This is a genomic window from Salmonella sp. FC25216 (genome assembly GCF_057751355.1).
Window position 1 is genome coordinate 174,809 of the sequence record NZ_JBDGON010000002.1, and the last position, 25,065, is coordinate 199,873.

General features: G+C 52.7%; 25 protein-coding genes and 2 pseudogenes. 15 read left to right on the forward strand and 12 right to left on the reverse strand.

All coding sequences use genetic code 11. The features are described 5' to 3' along the window. Positions 1–78: 78 nt before the first annotated feature. From sdaA to pabB, 3 genes are all read right to left on the reverse strand, one after another. Positions 79–1,443 carry an L-serine ammonia-lyase gene (sdaA, locus tag AC3G3F_RS04310; RefSeq protein WP_023185515.1) on the reverse strand — a complete coding sequence of 455 codons (1,365 nt, stop codon included), beginning with the start codon at positions 1,441–1,443 and terminating at the stop codon, positions 79–81. Between the two features lie 275 nt (positions 1,444–1,718). Next, complete coding sequence (locus AC3G3F_RS04315; RefSeq protein WP_023247713.1) at positions 1,719–2,297, reverse strand: CoA pyrophosphatase; 579 nt, start codon at positions 2,295–2,297, stop codon at positions 1,719–1,721. A 3-nt stretch (positions 2,298–2,300) separates the two neighbouring features. Continuing rightward, positions 2,301–3,665: an aminodeoxychorismate synthase component 1 gene (gene pabB / locus AC3G3F_RS04320; protein WP_072158641.1), complete on the reverse strand. Its 1,365-nt coding sequence runs from the start codon at positions 3,663–3,665 to the stop codon at positions 2,301–2,303. An 80-nt stretch (positions 3,666–3,745) separates the two neighbouring features. Between pabB and AC3G3F_RS04325 the strand changes: the two genes are divergently transcribed. Further along, positions 3,746–3,925 (forward strand): YoaH family protein, encoded by a 180-nt coding sequence (locus AC3G3F_RS04325; protein WP_000457328.1) that lies wholly within the window; start codon positions 3,746–3,748, stop codon positions 3,923–3,925. 5 nt (positions 3,926–3,930) lie between these two features. Here AC3G3F_RS04325 and AC3G3F_RS04330 read toward each other — a convergent pair whose 3' ends face one another. After that, the gene (locus tag AC3G3F_RS04330) at positions 3,931–4,275 is read right to left on the reverse strand and encodes a RidA family protein (RefSeq protein ID WP_000029548.1); all 345 of its coding nucleotides are present in this window, start codon (positions 4,273–4,275) and stop codon (positions 3,931–3,933) included. A 130-nt stretch (positions 4,276–4,405) separates the two neighbouring features. Between AC3G3F_RS04330 and yoaA the strand changes: the two genes are divergently transcribed. The 5 genes from yoaA to rnd all read left to right on the forward strand — a co-directional run bounded on the left by yoaA (position 4,406) and on the right by rnd (position 10,812). Further along, positions 4,406–6,316 carry a DNA repair helicase YoaA gene (gene yoaA / locus AC3G3F_RS04335; protein ID WP_000128801.1) on the forward strand — a complete coding sequence of 637 codons (1,911 nt, stop codon included), beginning with the start codon at positions 4,406–4,408 and terminating at the stop codon, positions 6,314–6,316. Positions 6,317–6,373: 57 nt separating this feature from the next. Beyond that, positions 6,374–7,069: a tRNA (adenosine(37)-N6)-threonylcarbamoyltransferase complex dimerization subunit type 1 TsaB gene (gene tsaB / locus AC3G3F_RS04340; protein WP_023247711.1), complete on the forward strand. Its 696-nt coding sequence runs from the start codon at positions 6,374–6,376 to the stop codon at positions 7,067–7,069. Positions 7,070–7,140: 71 nt separating this feature from the next. Beyond that, positions 7,141–7,722 carry a Slp family lipoprotein gene (locus AC3G3F_RS04345; protein ID WP_000290594.1) on the forward strand — a complete coding sequence of 194 codons (582 nt, stop codon included), beginning with the start codon at positions 7,141–7,143 and terminating at the stop codon, positions 7,720–7,722. A gap of 204 nt (positions 7,723–7,926) precedes the next feature. Further along, positions 7,927–9,612 (forward strand): long-chain-fatty-acid--CoA ligase FadD, encoded by a 1,686-nt coding sequence (fadD, locus tag AC3G3F_RS04350; protein ID WP_023247710.1) that lies wholly within the window; start codon positions 7,927–7,929, stop codon positions 9,610–9,612. A gap of 72 nt (positions 9,613–9,684) precedes the next feature. Continuing rightward, positions 9,685–10,812 carry a ribonuclease D gene (gene rnd / locus AC3G3F_RS04355; protein ID WP_023247709.1) on the forward strand — a complete coding sequence of 376 codons (1,128 nt, stop codon included), beginning with the start codon at positions 9,685–9,687 and terminating at the stop codon, positions 10,810–10,812. 121 nt (positions 10,813–10,933) lie between these two features. Here the strand turns inward: rnd and minE are convergent, their stop codons facing one another. From minE to minC, 3 genes are read right to left on the reverse strand one after another with little or no spacing between them, the layout of a single operon-like run. Beyond that, a complete protein-coding gene (gene minE / locus AC3G3F_RS04360; RefSeq protein ID WP_001185666.1) occupies positions 10,934–11,200 on the reverse strand; it encodes a cell division topological specificity factor MinE in 267 nt (88 codons plus the stop codon). A 3-nt stretch (positions 11,201–11,203) separates the two neighbouring features. After that, complete coding sequence (gene minD / locus AC3G3F_RS04365) at positions 11,204–12,016, reverse strand: septum site-determining protein MinD (protein WP_023247708.1); 813 nt, start codon at positions 12,014–12,016, stop codon at positions 11,204–11,206. 23 nt (positions 12,017–12,039) lie between these two features. Beyond that, positions 12,040–12,747: a septum site-determining protein MinC gene (gene minC, locus AC3G3F_RS04370; protein WP_000072523.1), complete on the reverse strand. Its 708-nt coding sequence runs from the start codon at positions 12,745–12,747 to the stop codon at positions 12,040–12,042. Positions 12,748–12,872: 125 nt separating this feature from the next. Here minC and AC3G3F_RS04375 point away from each other — a divergent pair, with 125 nt between their 5' ends. The 5 genes from AC3G3F_RS04375 (at position 12,873) to AC3G3F_RS04395 (ending at position 15,288) form a co-directional block, all read left to right on the forward strand. Beyond that, a complete protein-coding gene (locus AC3G3F_RS04375) occupies positions 12,873–13,166 on the forward strand; it encodes a YcgL domain-containing protein (protein WP_001525604.1) in 294 nt (97 codons plus the stop codon). A 49-nt stretch (positions 13,167–13,215) separates the two neighbouring features. Continuing rightward, positions 13,216–13,875 (forward strand): fumarylacetoacetate hydrolase family protein, encoded by a 660-nt coding sequence (locus AC3G3F_RS04380; RefSeq protein ID WP_023247707.1) that lies wholly within the window; start codon positions 13,216–13,218, stop codon positions 13,873–13,875. Positions 13,876–13,967: 92 nt separating this feature from the next. Further along, entirely contained in the window at positions 13,968–14,414 is a 447-nt protein-coding gene (gene ycgN / locus AC3G3F_RS04385; protein WP_001285703.1) for a cysteine cluster protein YcgN, read from the forward strand. Positions 14,415–14,764: 350 nt separating this feature from the next. Beyond that, the gene (locus tag AC3G3F_RS04390) at positions 14,765–14,902 is read left to right on the forward strand and encodes a hypothetical protein (protein WP_001519337.1); all 138 of its coding nucleotides are present in this window, start codon (positions 14,765–14,767) and stop codon (positions 14,900–14,902) included. Between the two features lie 212 nt (positions 14,903–15,114). Then, on the forward strand, positions 15,115–15,288 hold the full coding sequence (locus tag AC3G3F_RS04395) for a GnsA/GnsB family addiction module toxin (protein WP_023247706.1): 174 nt from the start codon (positions 15,115–15,117) through the stop codon (positions 15,286–15,288). A 71-nt stretch (positions 15,289–15,359) separates the two neighbouring features. Here the strand turns inward: AC3G3F_RS04395 and AC3G3F_RS04400 are convergent, their stop codons facing one another. From AC3G3F_RS04400 to nhaB, 3 genes are all read right to left on the reverse strand, one after another. Beyond that, positions 15,360–15,701, reverse strand: a complete 342-nt coding sequence (locus tag AC3G3F_RS04400; protein WP_079795913.1) for a TehB family protein — start codon at positions 15,699–15,701, stop codon at positions 15,360–15,362. Positions 15,702–15,809: 108 nt separating this feature from the next. Further along, positions 15,810–16,340, reverse strand: coding sequence for a disulfide bond formation protein DsbB (gene dsbB, locus AC3G3F_RS04405; RefSeq protein WP_000943479.1), 531 nt, complete (start codon positions 16,338–16,340; stop codon positions 15,810–15,812). A 141-nt stretch (positions 16,341–16,481) separates the two neighbouring features. Beyond that, entirely contained in the window at positions 16,482–18,026 is a 1,545-nt protein-coding gene (gene nhaB / locus AC3G3F_RS04410; RefSeq protein WP_023247703.1) for a Na(+)/H(+) antiporter NhaB, read from the reverse strand. A 218-nt stretch (positions 18,027–18,244) separates the two neighbouring features. On the opposite strand from nhaB, the gene fadR reads away from it, so the two are divergent. After that, positions 18,245–18,964, forward strand: a complete 720-nt coding sequence (gene fadR, locus AC3G3F_RS04415; RefSeq protein ID WP_023247702.1) for a fatty acid metabolism transcriptional regulator FadR — start codon at positions 18,245–18,247, stop codon at positions 18,962–18,964. Positions 18,965–19,010: 46 nt separating this feature from the next. Here the strand turns inward: fadR and AC3G3F_RS04420 are convergent, their stop codons facing one another. After that, positions 19,011–20,543 (reverse strand): SpoVR family protein, encoded by a 1,533-nt coding sequence (locus AC3G3F_RS04420; protein WP_053528975.1) that lies wholly within the window; start codon positions 20,541–20,543, stop codon positions 19,011–19,013. Positions 20,544–20,865: 322 nt separating this feature from the next. On the opposite strand from AC3G3F_RS04420, the gene AC3G3F_RS04425 reads away from it, so the two are divergent. The 3 genes and pseudogenes from AC3G3F_RS04425 to AC3G3F_RS04435 form a co-directional block, all read left to right on the forward strand. Then, the gene (locus tag AC3G3F_RS04425; protein WP_023247700.1) at positions 20,866–22,164 is read left to right on the forward strand and encodes a D-amino acid dehydrogenase; all 1,299 of its coding nucleotides are present in this window, start codon (positions 20,866–20,868) and stop codon (positions 22,162–22,164) included. 13 nt (positions 22,165–22,177) lie between these two features. Then, positions 22,178–23,248 carry a catabolic alanine racemase DadX gene (dadX, locus tag AC3G3F_RS04430; RefSeq protein WP_053507883.1) on the forward strand — a complete coding sequence of 357 codons (1,071 nt, stop codon included), beginning with the start codon at positions 22,178–22,180 and terminating at the stop codon, positions 23,246–23,248. Positions 23,249–23,266: 18 nt separating this feature from the next. Beyond that, positions 23,267–23,374 (forward strand): annotated as a pseudogene (locus AC3G3F_RS04435) (hypothetical protein); the annotation flags it as partial. Here the strand turns inward: AC3G3F_RS04435 and AC3G3F_RS04440 are convergent. Further along, positions 23,330–25,045 (reverse strand): annotated as a pseudogene (locus AC3G3F_RS04440) (potassium/proton antiporter); the annotation flags it as partial. The pseudogenes AC3G3F_RS04435 and AC3G3F_RS04440 overlap by 45 nt on opposite strands. Between the last annotated feature and the right edge of the window lie 20 nt (positions 25,046–25,065).

Genomic DNA, 25,065 nt, shown 5'->3' on the forward strand with positions numbered 1-25,065 from the left:
GGAAACGTGGAGTCGACGAGGAAGAGATAAAAATTTCGCCCATCCGTAGCAGATGGGCGAAGGGAGGGGAAACGGCGTTTAATCACACTGGACTTTAATGGCCAACCCGCCGCGTGACGTTTCGCGGTATTTTGCGTTCATGTCTTTTCCGGTTTCGTACATCGTTTCGATGACTTTATCCAACGAGACGCGCGGCGCGCTGGTTCGACGCATGGCCATACGCGCAGCGTTGATCGCTTTAACCGAAGCAATGGCGTTACGCTCAATACACGGCACCTGAACCTGACCAGCAACCGGGTCGCAGGTTAGCCCCAGGTTATGCTCCATGCCGATTTCAGCAGCAACGCAAACCTGTTCCGGGCTGGCGCCCAACAGTTCAGCAAGGCCTGCCGCCGCCATCGAACAGGCGACGCCGACTTCGCCCTGACAGCCGACTTCGGCGCCGGAAATAGACGCGTTCATCTTATACAGTGCGCCAATAGCGCCTGCCGCCAGGAAGTAGCGGGTGTAAATATCCGGACTGACAGACTCAATAAAATGGTCGTAGTATGCCAGCACCGCAGGAACGATGCCGCACGCGCCGTTGGTTGGCGCCGTCACGACGCGGCCGCCAGCGGCGTTCTCTTCGTTCACTGCCAGGGCAAACATGTTCACCCAGTCAATGACGTTCATCGGATCGCTGGAAAGTTTATCGCTGGAAACCAGCATACGACGCAACGCGGAGGCACGACGCGGTACGCGCAGCGGCCCCGGCAGAACGCCTTCGGTATTCATACCGCGATCAATACAGGCCTGCATGGTTTGCCAGACGTGACCGAAATACTCTTCAATCTCTTTCTTGCTGTGCAGCGCCAGTTCGTTTTGCATCACCATGCCGGAGAGTGAAAGGCCGGTGCTGTTGCAATACTCCAGCATTTCTTTCGCCGATTTAAACGGATAAGGCACAGTAACCTCATTCGTCGCTTCCTGACCGAAATGCGCTTCATCAACGATAAAGCCGCCGCCGATGGAATAGTACGTCTTGCTATAAATGACCGTGTCGTCATGCCAGGCGTGGATCTGCATCCCGTTTTCATGTAGCGGCAAATTGCCATTATGAAAACGCATTCCGTCATCTTTCGGGAAATCGACTTCCTGACGTCCCTGGGCCAGCAACAGACGCTCGCGCGTTTCGACGTCGCGAATAAAACCGGGGATACTATCAATATCCACGGTAGCGGGTTCATTACCCGCCAATCCCATAATAATGGCGATATCAGTATGATGACCTTTTCCCGTCAGCGACAGCGAGCCGTAGACATCGACAGCGACGCGGGTAACGTTATCCAATAATCCTTTTTCGACCAGGTCATCGACGAACTGTTTACCGGCCTTCATCGGGCCAACAGTGTGGGAAGAGGAGGGACCAATCCCTACCTTAAACATGTCGAATAGGCTAATCACGATAATACTCCTGACAGGGCAACCGGGGCTTCCGGTTACGATGTTATAACTGCGCATAGTGTAAGAGGGAACGCCGCTATCAGCTTAACTATTCACATGAATTAAACTAATGAATAACTGCGTTTTTACTAATATTGCTGCAGTAATCTCAAGTCGTGTCTTGCGCGCGTAAAGTTAAGTATATACACGTTATCCCTCAGGCTGCCTCTGTGGAGGCTGCGAGTGGGATGCGCTCGCTTGCCGCCTTGAAGCAACTTGAATGACTTTGTATATAGTCAGGGCTTCACGCCGATTTGCAGCGCCAGCTCACGAAGAATGTTTGCGGTCATGCCCCAGACGAAATAATGCTCATACCAGGAGAGCCATACGCGGTGCGAAGTGCCGCGACGGTAAACATCGAGCGGATGATATCGACCCAGTTGCAACGCTTGCGCCAGCGGCATTTCAAACACCGCAGACACTTCGTCTTCACTTGCGTGCCAGGGAAGGTTGGGGGGAATAATGCCGACCACTGGTGTGACCTGAAAACCGGTCACGCTGTCTACCGGTGGTAAAACGCCAATCACTTCCACGGCTTGTGGCGGGATGGCGACTTCCTCCTGCGCTTCGCGAAGCGCTGCGGCGATAAGCGAAGCATCAGTACTGTCCACGGCCCCGCCGGGAAAGGCGACCTGTCCGGCGTGTTTGCGCAAATGAATAGCCCGCTGGGTCAACAGCAGCCCCGGCTGGGGGCGGCGAACCACAGGGATCAGTACGGCGGCCTGACGTTGATTTAACGTTTCATGAGTCATCTGCGGGCGCAAAAGCTGAAAGCGCGATAAGAAATGATCGAGCGTCAGACGGCTGGTATCCACGTATTAGTTCTCCAGTGGGTGCAGGATACGATTAACTTTATCAAAAGTTTCCTGATATTCCGCTTCTTCCTTGCTATCGGCCACGATACCGCCTCCGGCTGAGCAATAGAGTTGGCCCTGTGTCGCCGTGACGGTGCGGATGGTAATACTGGTATCCATGTTGCCGCAGAAACTCAGATAACCGATGCTACCGCACCAGGCGTTGCGTCGCTGCGGCTCCAGTTCGTCAATAATTTCCATCGCCCGCACTTTAGGCGCGCCGGTAATGGAGCCACCGGGGAAGGCGGCGCGCAGCAGGTCGGTGGCATGAAGCGAGTCCGGTAAACGGGCGGTAATGGTGCTGACCAGATGGTGAACGGCAGGAAATGGTTCGACGACGAACAGTTCCGGCACCTTCACCGAACCCGGCACGGCGACCCGGCCAATGTCGTTACGCATCAAATCGACGATCATCAAATTTTCGGCGCGATCTTTCATTGAGTTGGCCAGTTTCTGCGCTTGCTGATGATCCGCCTGCGGATCGTTAAGCCGTGGGAGCGTACCTTTGATCGGGCGCGTCTGGATATGACCGTTCTCCAGTTGGATAAAACGCTCGGGAGAAAGACTCAATATGGCGCCGTCATGCAGACGAAGAAAGGCGCTAAACGGAGCGCGATTTGCGCGGTTAAGGCGTTCGAAAGCCTGCCACTCATCACCTTCGTAGCTCGCCTGAAAACGTTGGGAAAGATTGACCTGATAACAGTCCCCGCTGTGCAACCAGGCCCGCACCTGACGAAATTTTTCGCCGTACTCGCAACGCGTCATATTGGACTGCCAGGCTGAGGTAAGCGTAAAGGGCGTTCGGGTCGGTGCGCGCTGGCTGGTGAGCCAGCGATATCGGGCGTCTGCATCGTGATAGCTTATCAGCGACACCACCTGTTTTTGGTGATCGACAATCAACGCCCAGTCGTAAATGCCAATTGCCATATCCGGTAAAGCGATATCGTGTGCGGCAGTATCGGGCAGAGTTTCGAAACGCCGCCCTAAATCGTAACCAAACAGACCCAGCGCGCCACCCTGAAAGGGTAAGTCAGGGTCAGGCTGAGGATGGAAAGGCAGCGCCTCTAGCTGTGTCTGCAAAACGTGTAACGGATCGTCGAGAGTGACGGTGGTCGTGCGCGCAGTACATACCGTGGTGTCCTGTGCGCGCGTGGTCAGCATGGTGACAGGATCGGCGACCAGAATATCAAAACGGTTATAGGGATGAATGGCATCACCGGAATGCAGCAGCATCGCCCAGGGCAAATGGTTTACGGGCGCAAAATAGTGTTCAGCGGCGTCCGGACGCCAGGGTAAGGTAATAACAGTGGGAGATAACGTCTTCATCATTCCTGACTCGTTACAACACTACTGGCTTACCGCCGGGTAGCGTGAAATAATTAGCGCTAACAATTTAGCAGGAGTTAATCATGTTTGCAGGTTTACCTTCACTCAGTCATGAACAACAGCAAAAAGCCGTAGAACGTATCCAGGAATTGATGTCACAAGGTATGAGCAGCGGAGAAGCAATTGCCCAGGTCGCGGGCGAACTTCGCGCCAACCATACCGGTGAACGGATAGTGGCGCGTTTTGAGGATGAAGACGAATAACCGGCTTATACCGCCGCGACAATCTTAATCTCAACTTTATATTTCGGGTTCATCAGCCCGGCCTGTACGGTACAGCGTACCGGCGCATGACCTGCGACGACCCACGCATCCCACGCCTTATTCATGGCGGCAAAATCCGCTTTATCGCTCAGAAAAATAGTGGCATCCAGAATACGTGACTTACTGGAGCCCTGTTTTTCCAGCACAGCATCAATCTGCGCCAGAGTATTCGCCGTTTGCTCAAAAGCATCGGCGTCCAGGTTTTCCGGCACGCCGGTATACCACAGCGTATTATTGTGGATCACTACGTCTGACCAACGATCTTCGGCATCAATACGCACGATAGACATTATTTATTCCTCATTTGCTTTCCACTTGAATGGCGCAAGACTGCCACAATGTGGCGCCGCCGTCACCTCTGTAACTGGCGTAAGCCTCTCCACCCTGACATAATCCCTGTGCAAATTAACAGGGGGCAGTGTGACGGACGATTTTGCAGCAGATGGCCAACTGGCTAAAGCGATAACCGGTTTTAAACCACGCGAACCACAGCGACAAATGGCGGTTGCCGTAACACAAGCGATTGAAAATGCGCAGCCTCTGGTCGTTGAAGCCGGCACCGGAACCGGGAAGACCTATGCTTACCTCGCTCCGGCGTTGCGCGCCGGGAAAAAAGTCATTATTTCGACCGGGTCGAAAGCGTTGCAGGATCAACTCTACAGCCGCGATCTGCCGACGGTAGCAAAAGCGTTGGCGTTTACCGGTAAGACGGCCCTGTTGAAAGGACGTTCAAACTACCTCTGCCTGGAGCGGCTGGAACAACAAGCGCTGGCGGGCGGCGATTTACCGGTACAAACGTTAAGCGACGTGATATTGCTGCGCTCCTGGTCAAATCAGACGCGGGATGGCGATATCAGCACCTGCGTCAGCGTGGCGGAGGATTCCCAGGCCTGGCCGCTGGTCACCAGTACCAACGACAACTGCCTTGGCAGCGATTGTCCGCTCTACAAAGAATGCTTTGTGGTGAAAGCGCGTAAAAAGGCGATGGACGCGGATGTGGTGATTGTAAACCACCACCTTTTTCTTGCGGATATGGTGGTTAAAGAGAGCGGATTTGGCGAACTCATCCCTCAGGCTGAAGTAATGATCTTCGATGAAGCCCACCAACTGCCTGACATCGCCAGCCAGTATTTCGGACAATCGCTCTCCAGCCGCCAGTTACTGGATTTAGCAAAAGACATCACCATTGCCTACCGGACGGAACTGAAAGACACTCAACAGTTGCAAAAATGCGCCGATCGCCTTGCCCAGAGCGCGCAGGATTTTCGTCTGCAACTGGGGGAGCCTGGCTACCGGGGGAATTTGCGTGAACTGTTAGCCGACCCACGTATCCAACGGGCATTTTTACTGCTGGATGATACGCTGGAGCTTTGTTACGACGTGGCGAAGCTGTCGCTCGGCCGTTCGGCGCTGCTGGATGCGGCTTTTGAACGCGCCACGCTATATCGTTCACGGCTGAAACGCTTAAAAGAGATCAATCAGCCGGGATACAGCTACTGGTATGAGTGCACCTCTCGGCACTTCACCCTGGCGCTGACGCCGCTCACCGTGGCGGACAAATTCAAAGAGGTGATGGAACAGAAGCCCGGTAGCTGGATTTTTACCTCAGCCACGTTGTCGGTAAATGATGATCTCCACCATTTTACCGCCCGTCTGGGAATTGAGCAGGCAGAATCCATGCTGCTGCCCAGCCCATTCGACTATACGCGCCAGGCGTTACTCTGCGTACCGCGTAACCTGCCGCAAACCAACCAGCCCGGCGCGGCGCGACAGTTGGCGGCCATGCTAAGGCCGATTATCGAAGCCAATAACGGGCGATGTTTTATGCTATGCACCTCGCACGCCATGATGCGCGATCTGGCGGAGCAGTTTCGCGCCACCATGACGCTGCCAGTATTGTTGCAAGGGGAAACCAGTAAAGGCCAACTGTTACAGCAATTTGTTAGCGCGGGCAACGCGCTGCTCGTCGCCACCAGCAGCTTCTGGGAAGGGGTGGACGTGCGCGGCGATACGTTATCTTTAGTGATTATCGACAAATTGCCGTTTACCTCCCCGGACGACCCGCTGTTAAAAGCGCGAATGGAAGACTGTCGTTTGCGCGGCGGCGATCCGTTTGACGAGGTTCAACTGCCCGATGCGGTGATTACGCTGAAGCAGGGGGTGGGGCGGCTGATTCGCGATGCGGACGATCGCGGGGTGTTAGTGATTTGTGATAACCGGCTGGTGATGCGGCCCTATGGTGCCACGTTTCTCGCCAGCCTGCCTCCTGCGCCGCGCACGCGTGATATCGCCCGTGCTGTTCGCTTTCTTGCGATTCCATCCGCCGAGTAATTTGTTACGGAGTATGGTAAGATGCGCGCTATTTTATTGATCTAAGCACGAAACCTCATGCGAATTCTGGCTATCGATACCGCCACAGAGGCCTGTTCTGTCGCCCTGTGGAACAACGGTACTATCAATGCTCACTTTGAGCTTTGTCCACGAGAACACACTCAACGTATCCTGCCCATGGTGCAGGAGATTCTGGCCGCCAGCGGTGCCTCGCTCAATGAGATAGATGCGCTGGCGTTTGGGCGCGGTCCGGGCAGCTTTACCGGCGTGCGTATCGGCATTGGAATTGCGCAAGGGCTGGCGTTAGGGGCAAATCTGCCAATGATCGGTGTTTCGACGCTTGCCACGATGGCGCAGGGCGCGTGGCGTAAAACCGGCGCGACCCGCGTACTCGCCGCGATTGACGCGCGAATGGGCGAGGTGTACTGGGCGGAATACCAGCGTGATGCGCAGGGCGTCTGGCAGGGCGAAGAGACGGAAGCGGTGCTGAAACCGGAACGGGTCGGCGAGCGGTTGAAACAGCTTTCCGGCGAGTGGGCGACGGTAGGAACGGGTTGGTCCGCATGGCCCGATCTGGCGAAGGAGTGTGGCCTGGCGCTTTACGATGGTGAGGTGTCGCTCCCGGCAGCGGAAGATATGTTGCCCATCGCCAGTCAAAAACTGGCGGCAGGAGAGACCGTTGTCGTGGAACATGCCGAGCCGGTTTATTTGCGTAACGAAGTGGCGTGGAAGAAACTTCCCGGCAAAGAATGACTCTCACTACTATTACCCCCCATACTTTATGCTGTGGGGTGGAATAGACGTCGAGAAAAAGGAGTCGCATCATGGCGGTTCAAAAACGGTTAATAAAAGGGGCGCTGGCGTGCGCTTTTGCGCTTATGCTGAGCGGTTGCGTGACTATCCCGGATGCCATTAAAGGTTCGAGTCCGACGCCGCAGCAGGATTTGGTACGGGTCATGAATGCGCCGCAGCTCTATATCGGGCAAGAGGCGCGTTTCGGCGGTAAAGTTGTGGCGGTACAAAATCAGCAGGGAAAAACCCGGCTTGAAATCGCTACCGTACCGCTCGACAGCGGCGCGCGTCCTGTTCTGGGCGAAGCCTCGCGCGGCAGAATTTTTGCAGATGTGAATGGTTTTCTGGACCCGGTGGACTTCCGTGGCCAGTTAGTTACCGTTGTCGGCCCGATAACCGGAACGGTTGACGGCAAAATCGGTAATACGCCGTATAAATTTATGCTGATGCAGGCTACCGGCTATAAACGCTGGCATCTTGTTCAGCAGGTCGTCATGCCTCCACAGCCGATCGATCCGTGGTTTTACGGCGGACGCGCCTGGCCTTATGGCTATGGTGGTTGGGGATGGTATAACCCTGGACCCGCAGAGGTTCAGACGATAGTAACAGAGTAACTCTTTGTTTTATCAATGAAAGAAACAGCGGCTGGGCCGCTGTTTCTGCATTCATAGAGACATAATAAAAATAAATAGTGACGCGCTTCGCAACCTTTCAGTTGCGTAATTAATAAACTGGTACGCTGAGTTAATATAATGTTAACGACTTGTTTATTAACTGGGGTTGTGATGACGACGAACACTCATTTTAGAGGTGATGCATTGAAGAAGGTTTGGCTTAACCGTTATCCCGCTGATGTTCCGGCGGAGATCAACCCTGACCGTTATCAATCCCTGGTTGAACTGTTTGAACATGCGGCGACGCGCTATGCCGATCAGCCTGCGTTCGTCAATATGGGGGAGGTAATGACCTTCCGCAAATTAGAAGAACGTAGTCGGGCATTTGCGGCTTATTTACAACAAGGGCTGGGACTCAAAAAAGGCGACCGTGTTGCGCTGATGATGCCAAACCTGTTGCAGTATCCCGTCGCGCTATTTGGTATCTTACGCGCCGGCATGATTGTGGTGAACGTTAACCCGCTTTACACGCCGCGCGAACTTGAGCATCAGCTTAACGATAGCGGCGCGGCGGCCATTGTTATTGTTTCTAACTTTGCCCATACGCTGGAAAAAGTGGTCGAGAAAACGTCGGTACAGCACGTTATTCTGACGCGGATGGGCGACCAGCTTTCTACCGCTAAAGGTACGGTTGTTAACTTTGTCGTGAAATACATCAAGCGTCTGGTGCCGAAATACCACTTGCCAGACGCAATCTCGTTTCGCAGCGCGCTACAGCATGGCTACCGTATGCAGTACGTAAAACCGGAGGTTGTCGCCGAAGATCTGGCTTTCCTGCAATATACCGGCGGTACGACGGGCGTGGCGAAAGGCGCGATGCTGACTCATCGCAATATGCTGGCGAATCTGGAGCAGGTGAAAGCGACCTATGGGCCGTTGCTTCATCCGGGGAAAGAGCTGGTGGTGACCGCGCTGCCGCTGTATCACATTTTTGCCTTAACCATGAATTGTCTGCTCTTTATTGAGCTGGGCGGGCAAAACCTGCTGATTACCAATCCGCGTGATATCCCCGGCCTGGTCAAGGAGCTGGCGAAATATCCATTTACGGCGATGACCGGCGTTAACACGCTGTTCAACGCCTTGCTCAATAATAAAGAGTTTCAGCAGTTGGATTTTTCCTCGCTGCATTTGTCAGCCGGCGGCGGGATGCCGGTGCAAAACGCCGTTGCGGAACGTTGGGTTAAACTGACCGGGCAATACCTGCTGGAAGGCTACGGGCTGACCGAGTGCGCCCCGTTGGTGAGCGTCAACCCGCATGATATTGATTATCATAGCGGCAGTATCGGCCTGCCGGTACCGTCAACAGAAGCCAAACTGGTGGATGACGATGACAATGAAGTCGCGCCGGGTGAGGCCGGAGAGCTTTGCGTGAAAGGCCCGCAGGTTATGTTGGGATACTGGCAGCGTCCTGACGCGACGGATGAAATCATTAAAGATGGCTGGCTGCATACAGGCGATATTGCGGTTATGGATGAAGAAGGCTTTCTGCGGATTGTCGATCGCAAGAAAGATATGATTCTGGTTTCCGGTTTTAACGTTTATCCAAACGAAATTGAAGATGTGGTGATGCAGCATTCTGGCGTGCAGGAGGTTGCAGCGGTTGGCGTGCCTTCCGGCAGTAGCGGCGAAGCGGTGAAGATTTTTGTGGTTAAGAAAGATCCCGCATTGACTGACGATGCGCTGATTACCTTCTGCCGTCGCCATCTGACCGGATATAAAGTGCCCAAACAGGTGGAGTTTCGCGAGGAGTTGCCAAAATCTAACGTTGGGAAAATTTTACGACGAGAACTGCGTGACGAAGCCCGTGGCAAAGTAGACAATAAAGCCTGAGCGTTAAGTCAGCTAACGAGAGACGCCGGTTAAACCGGCGTTTTTTTTGGCGCGAACCAAAGAGAACACGATTTGAATTACCAAATGATTGAAACGGACGATGCGCTGGCGAGCCTGTGTGAGGCTGTCCGCGCATGTCCGGCTATTGCTTTAGATACTGAATTTGTCCGTACCCGTACCTATTACCCACAGTTAGGATTGATCCAGCTATTTGATGGGACAAATGTCGCCCTGATCGATCCGCTCGGCATCAGCGACTGGTCGCCGTTAAAAGCAGTGCTGCGCGATACGGGAATCACCAAATTTCTGCACGCGGGCAGCGAAGATCTGGAAGTATTTCTTAATGCGTTTGGTGAACTGCCGGCACCTCTGATTGATACGCAAATTCTGGCGGCGTTTTGCGGGCGTCCGCTGTCGTGGGGGTTTGCGTCGATGGTGGAAGAGTATACGGGCGTGGCGCTGGATAAAAGCGAGTCTCGTACCGACTGGTTAGCCCGGCCTTTAAGCGAACGTCAGTGTGAATACGCGGCGGCGGATGTCTGGTATCTGTTACCGATCGCTAAAAAGCTGATGATTGAAACTGAAGCCGCAGGATGGTTGCCTGCCGCGCTTAATGAGTGCCGATTGATGCAGCAGCGTCGTCAGGAGATTCAGGCGCCGGAAGAAGCATGGCGGGATATCACCAATGCCTGGCAACTGCGTACCCGCCAGTTAGCCTGTCTACAACTTTTAGCTGACTGGCGTCTGCGTAAGGCACGTGAGCGCGATATGGCGGTGAACTTCGTTGTGCGTGAGGAAAACCTGTGGGCGGTCGCGCGTTATATGCCGGGCAGTCTCGGTGAGCTGGATAGCCTGGGCCTTTCCGGCAGTGAGATTCGTTTTCACGGCAAAACGTTGATATCGCTGGTGGCGAAAGCGCAGGCGCTACCGGAAGAGGCATTGCCGGAACCGCTGTTGAATCTGATGGACATGCCGGGCTATCGCAAAGCGTTTAAGGCCATCAAAGTGCTGGTGGCGGAGGTAAGCGCGGCGCATCACGTCAGCGGCGAGCTACTGGCATCGCGTCGGCAGATTAATCAGTTGCTTAACTGGCACTGGAAATTAAAACCGCAAAATGGGCAACCGGAATTGATTTCCGGCTGGCGCGCCGAACTGATGGCGGAGAAGTTAACTCTTCTGTTGCAGGAGTATCCGCGTTAACGACGGTAATTGTCAGGAAAACGGCCAGTGAAATAAATGTCCGTATCCGGAGTAATGCAAAAAAATAAAAAAGGCAGATTCTTCTGCCTTTTTTAATCCAGGAATTTTCCCATAAAAGAGCTTATTTTGACTCTTCGGCTTCCGGCAGCGTTACGTTAAGTTCAAGGATGGAGATATCGCCATCTTTTTGCTCAAGCTGGACGGTAACCATTTCCGGATCGATTTGTACGTATTTACAAATGACCTCAAGAATATCTTTGCGTAACTGCGGTAAATAATGCGGTTCGGCATCGCTACGGCGACGTTCCGCGACAATGATTTGCAACCGCTCTTTTGCAATATTAGCGGTACTCTTTTTCCGCGAGAGAAAAAAATCCAGTAATGCCATAATTTATCCTCCGAACAGGCGTTTGAGGAAACCTTTCTTCTCTTCTTCAATGAAGCGGAAAGGACGTTCTTCTCCCAACAGACGATCTACGGTATCTGCATAGGCTTTACCCGCATCCGCAGTGGCGTCAAGAATCACCGGTTCGCCCTGGTTAGATGCGCGCAGTACGGATTGATCTTCCGGGATCACCCCGACGAGTTTAATACGCAGAATCTCCAGTACATCTTCCATGCTGAGCATGTCGCCTTTATTTACGCGGCCTGGATTGTAGCGCGTCAACAGGAGATGTTCTTTAATCGGCTCTTCGCCATTTTCTGCGCGACGAGATTTCGATGCCAGAATACCCAGAATACGGTCCGAGTCACGAACAGAAGAGACTTCCGGGTTGGTCGTGATGATCGCTTCATCGGCAAAATAGAGCGCCATCAGCGCCCCGGTTTCGATACCCGCCGGCGAGTCGCAAACGATGAACTCAAAGTCCATCGCTCTCAGTGAGTCCAATACTTTAGCGACGCCTTCGCGCGTCAGCGCGTCTTTATCCCGAGTCTGCGACGCCGGAAGAATGAAGAGATTTTCAGTACGCTTATCTTTGATCAGCGCCTGATTCAGTGTCGCATCGCCCTGAATGACGTTTACAAAATCGTAAACGACACGACGTTCGCACCCCATAATCAGATCGAGGTTACGCAGTCCGATATCAAAATCAATGACGACAGTTTTCTTTCCCTTCTGGGCCAAACCTGTAGCGATGGCCGCGCTGGAGGTGGTTTTGCCAACGCCCCCTTTACCCGAAGTAACAACAATAATGCGTGCCATAAAAATTCCTTGTTAAAAAGGGATCAATTCAACGGTTGAACTGTCAAAGCGTTGTCTGCTAAACGCAGGCGCGCCGCTTTGCCATAAAATTCTGCCGGGATTTTATCACTCAGCCAGTAAACACCTGCGATAGAGACCAGTTCTGCCGTCAGATGGGTACAAAAAATTTGCGCTTCCCGATCGCCGCTCGCCCCTGCCAGCGCGCGACCTCTCATCATGCCATAGACATGGATATTGCCGTCAGCGATAAGCTCTGCGCCAGCGCTGACGTGACTTGTAACAATCAGATCACATTGTGGAGCATAAATGCGCTGACCGGAACGAACCGGAACATCAATTAATCGCGTTTTTGTGATGGGATTAGCGTTTTGCGGCGGCTCGCTGGGCGTTGCCGGCTCAACGGGCGCCGGTCGAACCGCTTTCTCTTTACCTTCGGTCAGTAAAGGAAGACCCATCCGATCGATTTCTGCTTTCAGGCTGGCGTCTTTACAGCCGCTCACGCCGATAATGCGTAAGCCAGTTGAGGTCACGATCTTATGCAGTTCCGGCCAGTTTACCGGGCTTTCAAGACCGCTAACGTTAATAACGACAGGGGCGTGTTTTAAAAACGCAGGAGCCTGCGCTATTTTGTCTTCTAACGCCTGACGAATAACCTCTGGTTCCGCTTCATGCAAATGAACCACTGATAAGGTGAAGCTACTGCCTTTAAGCTCGATTGGCGTGTTTGACATCCTGGCCTTACTCAATTTGCTATTTATCATCTCCGATACGGAGTGATATTCCGAAGTCCAGAAGGCATGTTATAGTCAGTATTATATTGAGGCAAGTCACCATCCCGTTAATTCAGAGTAAAAGTATGTTTTGTGTGATCTATAGAAGTAGCAAGCGCGATCAAACCTATTTGTATGTCGAAAAAAAAGACGATTTTTCGCGGGTGCCTGAAGCGTTGATGAAAGGATTCGGTCAGCCGCAGTTAGCGATGATGCTGCCGCTTGATGGACGTAAAAAATTAGTCAATGCTGAGCTCGAAAAAGTAAAACAGGCGTTAAGCGAGCAGGGCTATTATTTACAATTGCCGCCGCCGCCGGAAGATTTGCTGAAACAACATCTTTCTTCGGTAGGACAAAATACGTCGCCCGCTGACCGTTAAACGGTATTCGGCGCCGCGCCTGAATTCCATCATGATCTTAGGGGAAAATATGTATCAACATCGTAACTGGCAAGGCGCCTTGCTTGATTACCCGGTAAGTAAAGTGGTCTGCGTGGGCAGTAATTACGCAAATCACATCAAGGAGATGGGCAGCGCGACGCCGGAAGAACCCGTGCTTTTTATCAAGCCGGAAACCGCATTGTGTGATATTCGCCAGCCGCTGGCGATTCCGGCGGATATGGGCGCTGTTCATCATGAAGTTGAACTTGCTGTGCTGATTGGCGCAACGCTCCGCCAGGCGACCGAAGATCATGTACGTAAAGCGATAGCCGGTTATGGCGTGGCGCTTGATTTAACCCTGCGCGATATTCAGGGGAAAATGAAAAAGGCCGGACAGCCCTGGGAAAAAGCCAAAGGTTTTGATAACGCATGTCCGATTTCAGGCTTCATCCCTGTCGCGGCCTTCAGCGGCGATCCGCAAAATACGGTTATCGGACTTAACGTTAATGGCGAGGTTCGCCAGCAAGGGTCGACCGCGGATATGATTCATCCTATTGTGCCTCTTATCGCCTATATGAGCCGCTATTTTACGCTCAAAGCCGGGGACGTGGTGCTAACCGGCACGCCGGCAGGCGTGGGGCCATTATTAAGCGGCGATGAGCTGGACATTCGTTTTAATGGCGAAACGTTGTCTACCCGCGTTCTGTAAAATCTGCTTGCCGCCTTCAGCGGCGGTAAAACTTGCATCTGCAGGCCAGACTGGTTATAAGGTGCAGCTTTAGTGCAATGGCGGATACTTTAATGAGCGATACACCTTTCTGGCAACGTAAAACCCTGGATGAAATGACCGATGCCGAGTGGGAGTCGCTGTGCGATGGCTGCGGTCAATGCTGCCTGCATAAGCTGATGGATGAAGATACAGATGAAATCTACTTCACCAACGTGGCGTGCAGGCAATTAAATATCAAAACGTGCCAGTGCCGTCATTATGAGCGCCGTTTTGAATTTGAACCCGACTGTATCAAACTCACTCGCGAAAACTTGCCAGACTTTGAATGGTTGCCGATGACCTGCGCCTACCGTTTGTTAGCGGAAGGTAAGCCCTTGCCGACGTGGCATCCGCTGCTTACTGGATCGAAAGCCGCTATGCATGGCGAGCGAATTTCTGTCCGTCATATCGCGGTTAAAGAATCTGAAGTGCGGGACTGGCAGGATCATATTTTAAACAAACCGTCGTGGGCAGAATAAGTCTTCGGCAAAACGGCTGATTGTTTACAATTCTTTAATTTACGCCGGGCGGCCCCTGAAAACAGGAATTGTGTGCAAATTCCGTCACCTGGCGTTATCACCACCTCTTAATCGTCTCCGATACTCCTTGCCGCTGCGCTCGCGCACGTATGGCGGCGACCCTATACTTTCAAAGCAGTATATCGCTGCCTATCCTGAGGAGTTACCCATGAATAACCAACCGTTGCGTGTTTCGAAGGATCAGCCCAGGAAGCCTGATAAGACACCCGAAGACGAAGGAAAAAATCCAAAGAAAAATCAAAAGTAGTGATATAGGGTATCTTTAATAACTATGGTTCGTTGGAGGCTTTATGTCTGAACGTCCTGATTTAGTCGATCCATTACCAGAAGATGAACCGCTTCCTGGTGAAAATATTCCGGATACGCCAGAGGGAGACGATCCTCTCGACCCGGATACCCAAAATGAGGTTGAAGATCCTCGTAGATAGCGTCTTGTGCTATTAACCAACCGCCTGATGCAGTTGCCTGACTTTAGTGGGCAGCCTATACCAGGCGGTTTTTTTGCGTCATCCAAAGCGAAACATCCTGATAACCCTCAGAAAGATAGCCTATAATTTTTTGTACGTTAAAATAGTAGCGCGTCCATGACGACACTGTCTTATTTGCGCTTAGCCGTTTGCGAGTTCAAAGGAGGAAATCAATGAACAGCGAAGAGTTGACACGTAAAGCAGAAGAAGAAATCGCGGCACTCATTACCAAAAAGGTCGCCGAACTACGGAAGAAAACCGGGCAAGAGGTTTCCGAAATAGAGTTTGCGCCGCGAGAAACGATGAAAGGGCTTGAAGGGTACAACGTTAAAATTAAACTACTCTAGCGTTTAATCCGCGTTATTAACAACCGGGCTACTGGGCGGAACGCTGCCCAGTGGTGATCGGTTTACCAATATCAGGCTTTTTTCTGTTGATACAGTTCTTCGCCCTGATGGTCTTCCTCCACCCAAAAATGAATGTTGAACCGCGCATCATCGCTCAGTTCTACCCGATGCCAGTATTGCGGCGGGCTGGTGGCGAATTGTCCGGCATTAATCACTACTTTCACTTCTGGTTCTGTCGCGGCTTCATTCGCAAAGCCATAGTAGGTCACGGTGCCTTCCATCACGCAAAGTTGTCCGAAAACGCCTGCCGCTGTGTTGTGATGAGAGAGTAATGCCGCCGGAACATTCTCTTTGGTGAAAAAGGGCGTGGAGCGTTTAACTTTCCAGCTTGCCGGGATGCGTAAGTGGGACATAAGACATCTCCCTGGTGTGTCGTTTAAAAGATACATTAAACATACACCTTTAAATGACTGGCAAACAACGCATCGGGCAAAAAAAACGCTCCCGAAGGAGCGTGTGTATCAACGACCGAACAGGTCGCGTTTTTTAGGCTTAAACGCCTGGGCTATGACGACGGCTATCGCCACCACAAGATAGGCGGCAAAGATCCCTAACAGCCATTGCGGCATCTCCAGCGTTAAAAACGACCACTGGCGCTCGGCGCAATCGCCGGATGCCACAAACACCTGCGGCAGCCATTTACCCAACGGCAACCAGTCTGGAAAGCGCGCCATAAAATCACAGGTCATGAACGGCGAGGGGTGCAACTGAATCATCGTATGTTCATACGCCAGTTGTAGACCCCGCCAGGCGCTGTAAATCCAGATAACCATTGCCACGTATCGCAGCGGCGTTTTCGGCGCTATTGCGCCGACCAGACCCGCGCCCATCACGCCAAACAGGGCGCAACGTTCGTAAATACATAGCACGCAAGGTTTAAGTAACATGACGTGCTGGAACCATAACGCCACCATTTCCAGCGCCAGGGCGGTTAACGCCATCAGTAACCAGGCGCCCCGACCCCGTGAGCACTGGTTTAAAAATCGCAACATAATAATTTCCCTGCAACATGCGTAGAGACCGCAGTGTAAACCAATTCAATTCGTGCGCCACTAGCGGGAAATGAAATAATGTGTAATTGGATAATTATCAGGCAAAAAGCGAAACCGGGCAGTGTATTGCCCGGTCAAACGTTACGAAAGCGTTGCTAACCATCCTGCCTGGGTCATCCATTCGGTGACCGGCGCAAGAGTGAATTCGACGCACAGTAGCCCTACCAGCGTCAGTACGATAGTGTACGGTAACGCCATCCAGACCATACGGCCATAGGAGAGACGGATTAACGGCGCCAGCGCGGAGGTCAGCAGAAATAAGAATGCCGCCTGACCATTTGGCGTCGCTACCGATGGCAGGTTAGTACCGGTATTGATGGCTACGGCTAACAGCTCAAACTGTTTTAAGCTGATGGCGCCGTTTTCCATTGCCGCCTTCGCTTCGTTGATATAAATGGTGCCAACAAAGACGTTATCCGAGATAGAGGACAACAGGCCGTTAAAGAGATAGAACAGCGTTAGCTGCGCGTGTTCAGAGGCTTGCAAAACGAACTGAATAATCGGCGCGAAAAGATGTTGATCGATAATAACCGCCACAATTGAGAAGAAAACGGTTAACAGCGCAGTGAACGGCAGCGACTCGGTAAACGCTTTGCCGATGGCGTGTTCATCGGTTACACCCGTTAACGCGGTGGTCAGAATAATTACCGACAGACCAATCAGTCCCACCTCCGCGAGATGGAGGGCGAGGGCGGTAACCAGCCAGACGCCAATAATCGCCTGGACTATTAGCTTAATTTTATCCTGGCGGGTGCGCTGCTTACGGCTTTGGTCGTCGAATTGCTGCAAGACGCCGCGGACTTTCTCCGGCAATGTTTCGCCATAGCCAAACCAGCGCATCTTCTCGACCAGCATACAGGTTAACAGCCCACATACCAGTACAGGGACGGTGACAGGCGACATCCGCAAAAAGAAGTCGCCGAAATGCCAGCCAGCCGCTTTAGAAATGATCAAGTTTTGCGGCTCCCCGACCATGGTCATGACGCCGCCCAGCGCCGTACCCACGCCCGCATGCATCATCAGGCTACGCAAGAAGCCGCGGAATTGTTCCAGCACCGTTTTGGAATGCTGCTCAATATGGCTGTCATCCAGCATATCGTTCTCTTCGCCGCGCGATGAGGCCACACGATGGTAAATCCCGTAAAAACCGACGGCGACGCTGATCACTACCGCGACGACGGTAAGTGCATCAAGGAAAGCCGACAAGAACGCGGCGGCGACGCAAAAAGCCAGCGACAGGACCATCTTCGAGCGGATACTGAGTAACAGACGGGTAAAAATAAACAGCAGTAACTGCTTCATAAAATAGATACCCGCCACCATAAACATCAGCAGCAGCAAGACTTCCAGGTTGGCGGCAACCTCTTCACGCACATGGGCGGCGCTGGTCATGCCGATGATGACGGCTTCAATGGCCAGTAACCCGCCGGGCAGCAGGGGGTAACACTTTAACGCCATCGCCAGGGTGAAGATAAACTCTGCCACCAACAGCCAACCGGCAACAAAGGAATCAGCGAAGAAAATGAATGGGTTGATAATTAAAAAGACCAGTAGTGCCAGTTTGTACCAGTCAGGCGACTGGCCTAAAAAGTTGCGCCACATGGCGCGACCCCAGGAGATCTCCATGAAAGTTTCCCTTACCTAAAAAATAAAATAGCGTTTTTATGTTTAAACACAGAGAGTAGCGAGCGCGGCGAATGCAAGCAAGTCCTTAACGATATTGGCAGGCGATATCAGAAATGGTGTCTTGATCCCCTTTTTCTTCATCGCGTCCGCTATCAGGTGCTACGCCCGTCTGGTATGATGAGTGTAACTATGTTTTGCTGTGTAATGGAAATCTCACTATGGTCATTAAGGCGCAGAGCCCGGCGGGTTTCGCGGAAGAGTATATTATTGAAAGTATCTGGAATAACCGCTTTCCTCCCGGCACGATCTTACCGGCAGAACGAGAACTCTCCGAACTGATCGGCGTGACGCGCACGACATTACGCGAGGTATTACAGCGGCTGGCGCGAGATGGCTGGCTGACCATTCAGCATGGCAAACCGACAAAGGTCAATAATTTTTGGGAAACGTCAGGGTTGAATATCCTTGAAACGCTGGCCCGTCTTGACCATGAAAGTGTTCCACAACTGATCGACAATTTGTTGTCGGTGCGTACCAATATTTCTACTATCTTTATTCGTACTGCGTTGCGTCAACACCCGGATAAGGCGCAGGAAGTGCTGGCCACTGCGCACGAAGTGGCCGATCATGCCGATGCATTCGCCGATCTGGACTATAACATCTTTCGTGGTCTGGCATTCGCCTCTGGCAATCCTATCTACGGCTTGATCCTGAACGGCATGAAAGGGTTATACACCCGCATTGGTCGCCACTATTTCGCCAATCCGGAAGCGCGCAGTCTGGCATTGGGCTTCTATCATAAATTATCGTTGTTATGCGAGCAGGGCGCGCACGACCAGGTGTATGAAACGGTGCGGCGTTACGGACATGACAGCGGCGAGATTTGGCATCGGATGCAGAAAAATCTGCCCGGCGATTTAGCGATTCAGGGACGATAATCCAGCGATGCCCGGTAGGCGCAAACGCTACCGGGCAGCATCACAATTACAGAGTGTTCATGCGCGGCGGGCAACGTTCAAGCAGTTCTACGCTGCCATCCTCATTTTGTTGCTCCAGCATTACATCAAAGCCCCATAACCGATGCACATGTTTCAGCACCTCTTTGCGGCCTTTATCCAGCGGCGCGCGGTTATGCGGGATATACCGTAACGTCAGCGATCTGTCGCCGCGTAAATCGACATTCCAGACCTGAATATTCGGCTCCAGGTTGCTCAGATTATACTGTGACGACAGTTTTGAGCGAATCTCCCGATAACCTTCTTCGTTATGAATGGCGGAGATCTCCAGATAATTATGCCTGTCATCATCAAGTACCGTGAAGAAACGGAAATCACGCATCACCTTTGGCGACAGGAACTGGCTGATAAAGCTTTCATCTTTAAAATCGCGCATGGCGAAGTGCAGCGTTTCCAGCCAGTCGGAACCGGCAATATCTGGAAACCAGTATTTATCTTCATCCGTGGGCGACTGACAAATACGCTTGATATCCTGGAACATGGCAAAGCCGAGCGCATAGGGGTTAATTCCGCTATACCAGGGGCTATTATAGGGCGGCTGGAATACTACATTGGTGTGGCTGTGTAAAAACTCCAGCATAAAGCGTTCCGTCACTTTGCCTTCATCATACAGATGATTCAGGATGGTGTAATGCCAGAAGGTCGCCCAGCCTTCGTTCATGACCTGCGTCTGTTTCTGCGGATAAAAATACTGGCTGACTTTACGCACAATGCGCAGAATTTCGCGTTGCCACGGCTCCAGCAACGGGGCGTTTTTCTCCATAAAATAGAGCAGGTTTTCCTGCGGTTCAGAGGGAAAACGGCGTGCTTCGGCGACAGTTTTCTCTTCCTCGCGTTTTGGCAGCGTGCGCCACAGCATATTCACCTGGCTTTGTAGATACTCTTCCCGGCTTTTTTGTCGCGCTTTCTCTTCCTGCAATGAGATTTTCTGCGGGCGCTTATAGCGATCGACGCCGTAATTCATCAGCGCGTGGCAGGAGTCGAGCAGTTTTTCTACTTCATCCACTCCGTAGCGTTCTTCACAGCGGGTAATGTAATTACGGGCGAAAATCAGGTAATCGACGATAGAGCTGGCATCCGTCCAGCTTCGGAATAGATAATTATTTTTAAAAAAGGAGTTGTGTCCGTAACAGGCGTGCGCCATTACCAGCGCCTGCATGGTGATGGTGTTCTCCTCCATCAGATAGGCAATACAGGGATTAGAGTTGATCACAATTTCATAAGCCAGTCCTTGTTGACCATGCTTATACAGGCGTTCAGTCTCAATGAACTTTTTGCCAAACGACCAGTGCGGATAGTTGATCGGCATTCCGACGCTGGAGTACGCGTCCATCATCTGTTCGGAAGTGATGACTTCAATTTGGTGCGGGTAAGTATCCAGTTTGTAGAGTTTCGCCACGCGGTCTATCTCTGCCAGATAGACATCCAGCAGATCAAATGTCCAGTCGGGTCCATCGCTCAAACGTGTGGTGTCCTTGTTCATCGAATCAATCGTAACCATTCGCGCACCCTCATTGTTGGCGACGCTCTCTGTATGGAGCGCCTCCTTTCAAGCATAGAACACCATGTTAAAAAACGACTTGATCGCGAAAATTTTTCTTTGCGATTTCCGCCACTCTGAACGGCAAAAAAGCGGGCATTGGCATCATTTTATGCTGTATAGAAATGAGGCGTAGCAGGAGATCCCAAACCAGTGGGATCGCTTGCCTTTAGGGTATATGTGAAGCACGTCACCATAAAAAAGTCATATGTTGAATAATATTTTCATCTGGGTTATCAAGATGTAATCAGAAGATTATTCTTTTACTATTAACGGAGTGGCTATGCGAGTTGTCATCCTGGGGAGTGGCGTAGTTGGCGTGACCAGCGCCTGGTATTTAAGTCAGGCGGGACATGATGTCACCGTCATCGATCGCGAATCCGGCCCGGCGCAAGAAACCAGCGCGGCGAATGCCGGACAAATTTCACCGGGATATGCGGCGCCGTGGGCGGCACCTGGCGTACCGCTGAAGGCGATAAAATGGATGTTCCAGCGCCATGCGCCGCTGGCGGTGCGTCTGGATGGCACCCCGTCTCAACTGAAGTGGATGTGGCAAATGCTGCGTAACTGCGATACCCGGCATTACATGGAAAATAAAGGCCGCATGGTGCGTCTGGCGGAATATAGCCGCGACTGTCTGAAAACGCTACGCGCCGCGACCGGTATCGAATATGAAGGCCGCCAGGGGGGAACGCTACAGCTCTTCCGCACCGCGCAACAGTATGAGAACGCCACCCGTGATATCGCGGTGCTGGAAGATGCTGGGGTGCCGTATCAGCTCCTGGAATCCAGCCGACTGGCGGAAGTTGAGCCCGCTCTGGCTGAGGTTGCGCATAAATTGACCGGCGGACTGCGCTTGCCGAATGATGAAACCGGGGACTGTCAGCTCTTTACCCAGCGTCTGGCGCACATGGCGGAGCAGGCAGGCGTAACCTTTCGCTTTAATACTCCCGTGGAAAAATTACTGTACGAAAATGAACAGATTTACGGCGTGAAATGCGCCGATGAGATCATTAAAGCAGATGCGTATGTCATGGCGTTTGGATCGTATTCGACGGCGATGCTTAAAGGTATTGTTGATATTCCGGTATATCCGCTGAAAGGCTATTCATTAACCATTCCAATCGTCGAGCCAGACGGCGCGCCAGTATCGACGATTCTTGATGAAACCTACAAAATCGCCATTACGCGTTTTGATAAGCGTATTCGCGTGGGGGGAATGGCGGAAATCGTGGGCTTTAATACCGACTTACTGCAACCGCGCCGCGAGACGCTGGAGATGGTTGTGCGCGATCTCTTTCCGCGCGGTGGCCATATTGAGCAGGCCACATTCTGGACCGGCCTGCGGCCCATGACGCCGGACGGCACGCCGGTAGTGGGACGCACCCGTTATAAAAATCTGTGGCTTAATACCGGACACGGCACGTTAGGCTGGACGATGGCCTGCGGTTCAGGCCAGTTGTTAAGCGATATCTTGTCGGGTCGTACGCCAGCGATACCCTACGACGATCTGAGCGTTGCGCGATACCGTTCCGATTTTACGCCCACCCGTCCGCAACGTTTGCATAGCGCGCATAACTGATAAAGGAAGTGAAATGACCCGCCCTATACAGGCCAACCTTGATTTACAGGTAATGAAACAAAATTTGGCTATTGTGCGCCGGGCGGCCCCAGAGGCGCGCGTCTGGTCGGTAGTGAAAGCCAACGCCTACGGCCACGGTATTGAACGCGTCTGGAGCGCGTTGAGCGCCACAGATGGTTTCGCTATGCTCAACCTTGAAGAGGCGATTACCCTACGTGAGCGCGGGTGGAAAGGGCCGATATTGATGCTGGAGGGTTTTTTCCATGCGCAAGACCTGGAGGCGTATGACACTTATCGGCTGACCACCTGCATCCACAGTAACTGGCAGTTGAAAGCGCTGCAAAATGCGCGGCTTAACGCGCCGCTGGATATCTATGTCAAAGTTAACAGCGGCATGAACCGACTCGGTTTTCAGCCTGAGCGGGCGCAGACCGTCTGGCAGCAATTGCGGGCAATGCGCAATGTCGGTGAAATGACAATGATGTCACATTTTGCCCAGGCCGATCATCCGGAAGGTATCGGGGAGGCGATGAGGCGTATTGCGCTGGCGACGGAAGGCCTTCAGTGTTCATACTCGTTATCAAATTCGGCAGCGACGCTGTGGCATCCCCAGGCGCATTATGACTGGGTCAGGCCAGGCATTATTTTGTACGGCGCGTCGCCGTCAGGACAGTGGCGGGATATTGCCGATACCGGACTAAAACCCGTGATGACGTTGAGTAGCGAAATTATTGGCGTGCAGACGCTGAGCGCGGGTGAAAGGGTAGGCTATGGCGGGGGGTATTCTGTGACTCAGGAACAACGCATTGGCATCGTAGCGGCGGGTTATGCCGATGGCTATCCACGCCATGCGCCGACCGGGACGCCTGTGCTGGTGGACGGTATCCGTACCAGAACAGTAGGCACCGTTTCAATGGATATGCTGGCGGTGGATTTGACGCCGTGTCCGCAGGCGGGGATCGGCACGCCGGTTGAATTATGGGGCAAAGAAATTAAGGTCGATGATGTCGCTGCTGCGGCAGGCACTCTGGGCTATGAGCTACTGTGCGCCGTAGCGCTGCGCGTGCCTTTTGTGACAACGTAACGTTACTCAAACTAAGATATCGACCGGTTCACCTGGTGGGCCGGTCGACGTTTTCAGGCGACCTTATTCTGCTTCGTCTTCGGCGACGCGTACCCCAATCTTGCGTACCACGTTATCTTCTTTTTCAGCTACCGTCCAAATCATGCCGCCAAACTCCACCTGATCGCCGACGACCGGCGCGGCGCCCAGCAGTTGCTGTATGATTTCACCCAGGGTTTGTTGTTTATCCCGGTATTCCGTTCCTTCTTCCAGCCCGTAGATAAGCGCCACGTCGGCGAATTTCGCACTCGCTTCGAGGATAAAATCGCCAAAGAAACGCTGATCTAACGAAACTGGCGGCGACTGGCTAAACAATTTGCCCAGCGCTGGCAGATCGCGCTCCCGGCCAATCACGCATAGTACGTCGCCTTCCCGCAGGCGAGTACTGCCAGTGGGATGAAACAGTTCATTATTGCGAAATAGCGCGGCAATGCGGGTTTCGTTCGGCATATGCAGGTCGCGCAACGCCGCGCCGACGCACCATTTGTCCGCGCTCAACTGATAGATGAATTGCTCCCACGGATTATCAGGATGGATGTCAAGCCCCACGCGCGATACTGGCCAGCCAACCGGAGGCACGACCACTTTGGCTCTTTTCGCCGCCCATGACAGCGATGTTCCCTGCAGGAGCAGCGACACCAGTACCACAAAGAAAGCGACATTAAAGAACAGGCGAGCGTTTTCAAGCCCGGCCATCATCGGGAAAACGGCGAGAATAATCGGCACCGCGCCGCGCAGTCCGACCCAACTGATGAAAATGCGTTCCCGAAGATTGAAGCCGCGAAATGGCAGCAGGCCGGTAAACACCGACAGTGGGCGGGCGAAGAAAATCATCCAGATAGAGAGAATGAGCGCAGGGACGGCAATCGGCCATAGATCGGAAGGCGTCACCAGCAGCCCCAGTACCAGGAACATCGCGATCTGCGCCAGCCAGGCCAGTCCGTCAAAGTTTTGCAGAATGCCGTAACGGTTGCGAATCGGGCGGTTTCCTAACAGGAATCCGCACAGATAGACCGCGAGAATACCGCTGCCTTCAAGCGCGGTCGTCAAGGCAAAAATCAGAATACCGCCGCTGAGCGCCAACATCGGATACAGGCCGCTGGGCAGGGAAATTCGATTAATCATCTGTTGTAACAGATAACCCCCGCCCAGGCCAAAAACAATACCGAGACCGAACTGCTGGATAATATGGACGGCAAACATCCAGTCCAGACCGGTTTCATGTTTCTGGATCATCTCAATTAATGTAATGGTCAGAAAAACGGCCATCGGATCGTTACTACCCGACTCGATCTCCAGCGTGGAGCCTACACGTTCGTTTAGCCCTTTACCGCCAAGCAGAGAAAAGACCGCCGCAGCGTCAGTGGAACCGACTATTGCGCCAATGAGCAGACCTTCGATAAGATCCAGATGAAACAGCCAGGCGGCCATCATACCTGTTAGCCCCGACGTGATCAGCACGCCGAGCGTCGCCAGCGACAGCGCGGGGCCCAGCGCTACCCGGAAAGAGCTGGCCTGAGTGCGCATTCCGCCATCGAGTAAAATAATCGCCAGCGCCAGGTTACTGACCATATAAGCGAAAGGATAATTATCGAAAGGAATACCGCCGATGCCATCCACACCGGCTAACATCCCAATGGCGAGGAAGATGACCAGAATCGGGATACCTAGCCGCGATGAGAATGAACTTAACAGGATACTGCTGGTTACAAGGATGGAACCTAAAATAAATAGACTAATAATTGTTGCAGCATCCAACGTTTTCTATCTCCTGACTT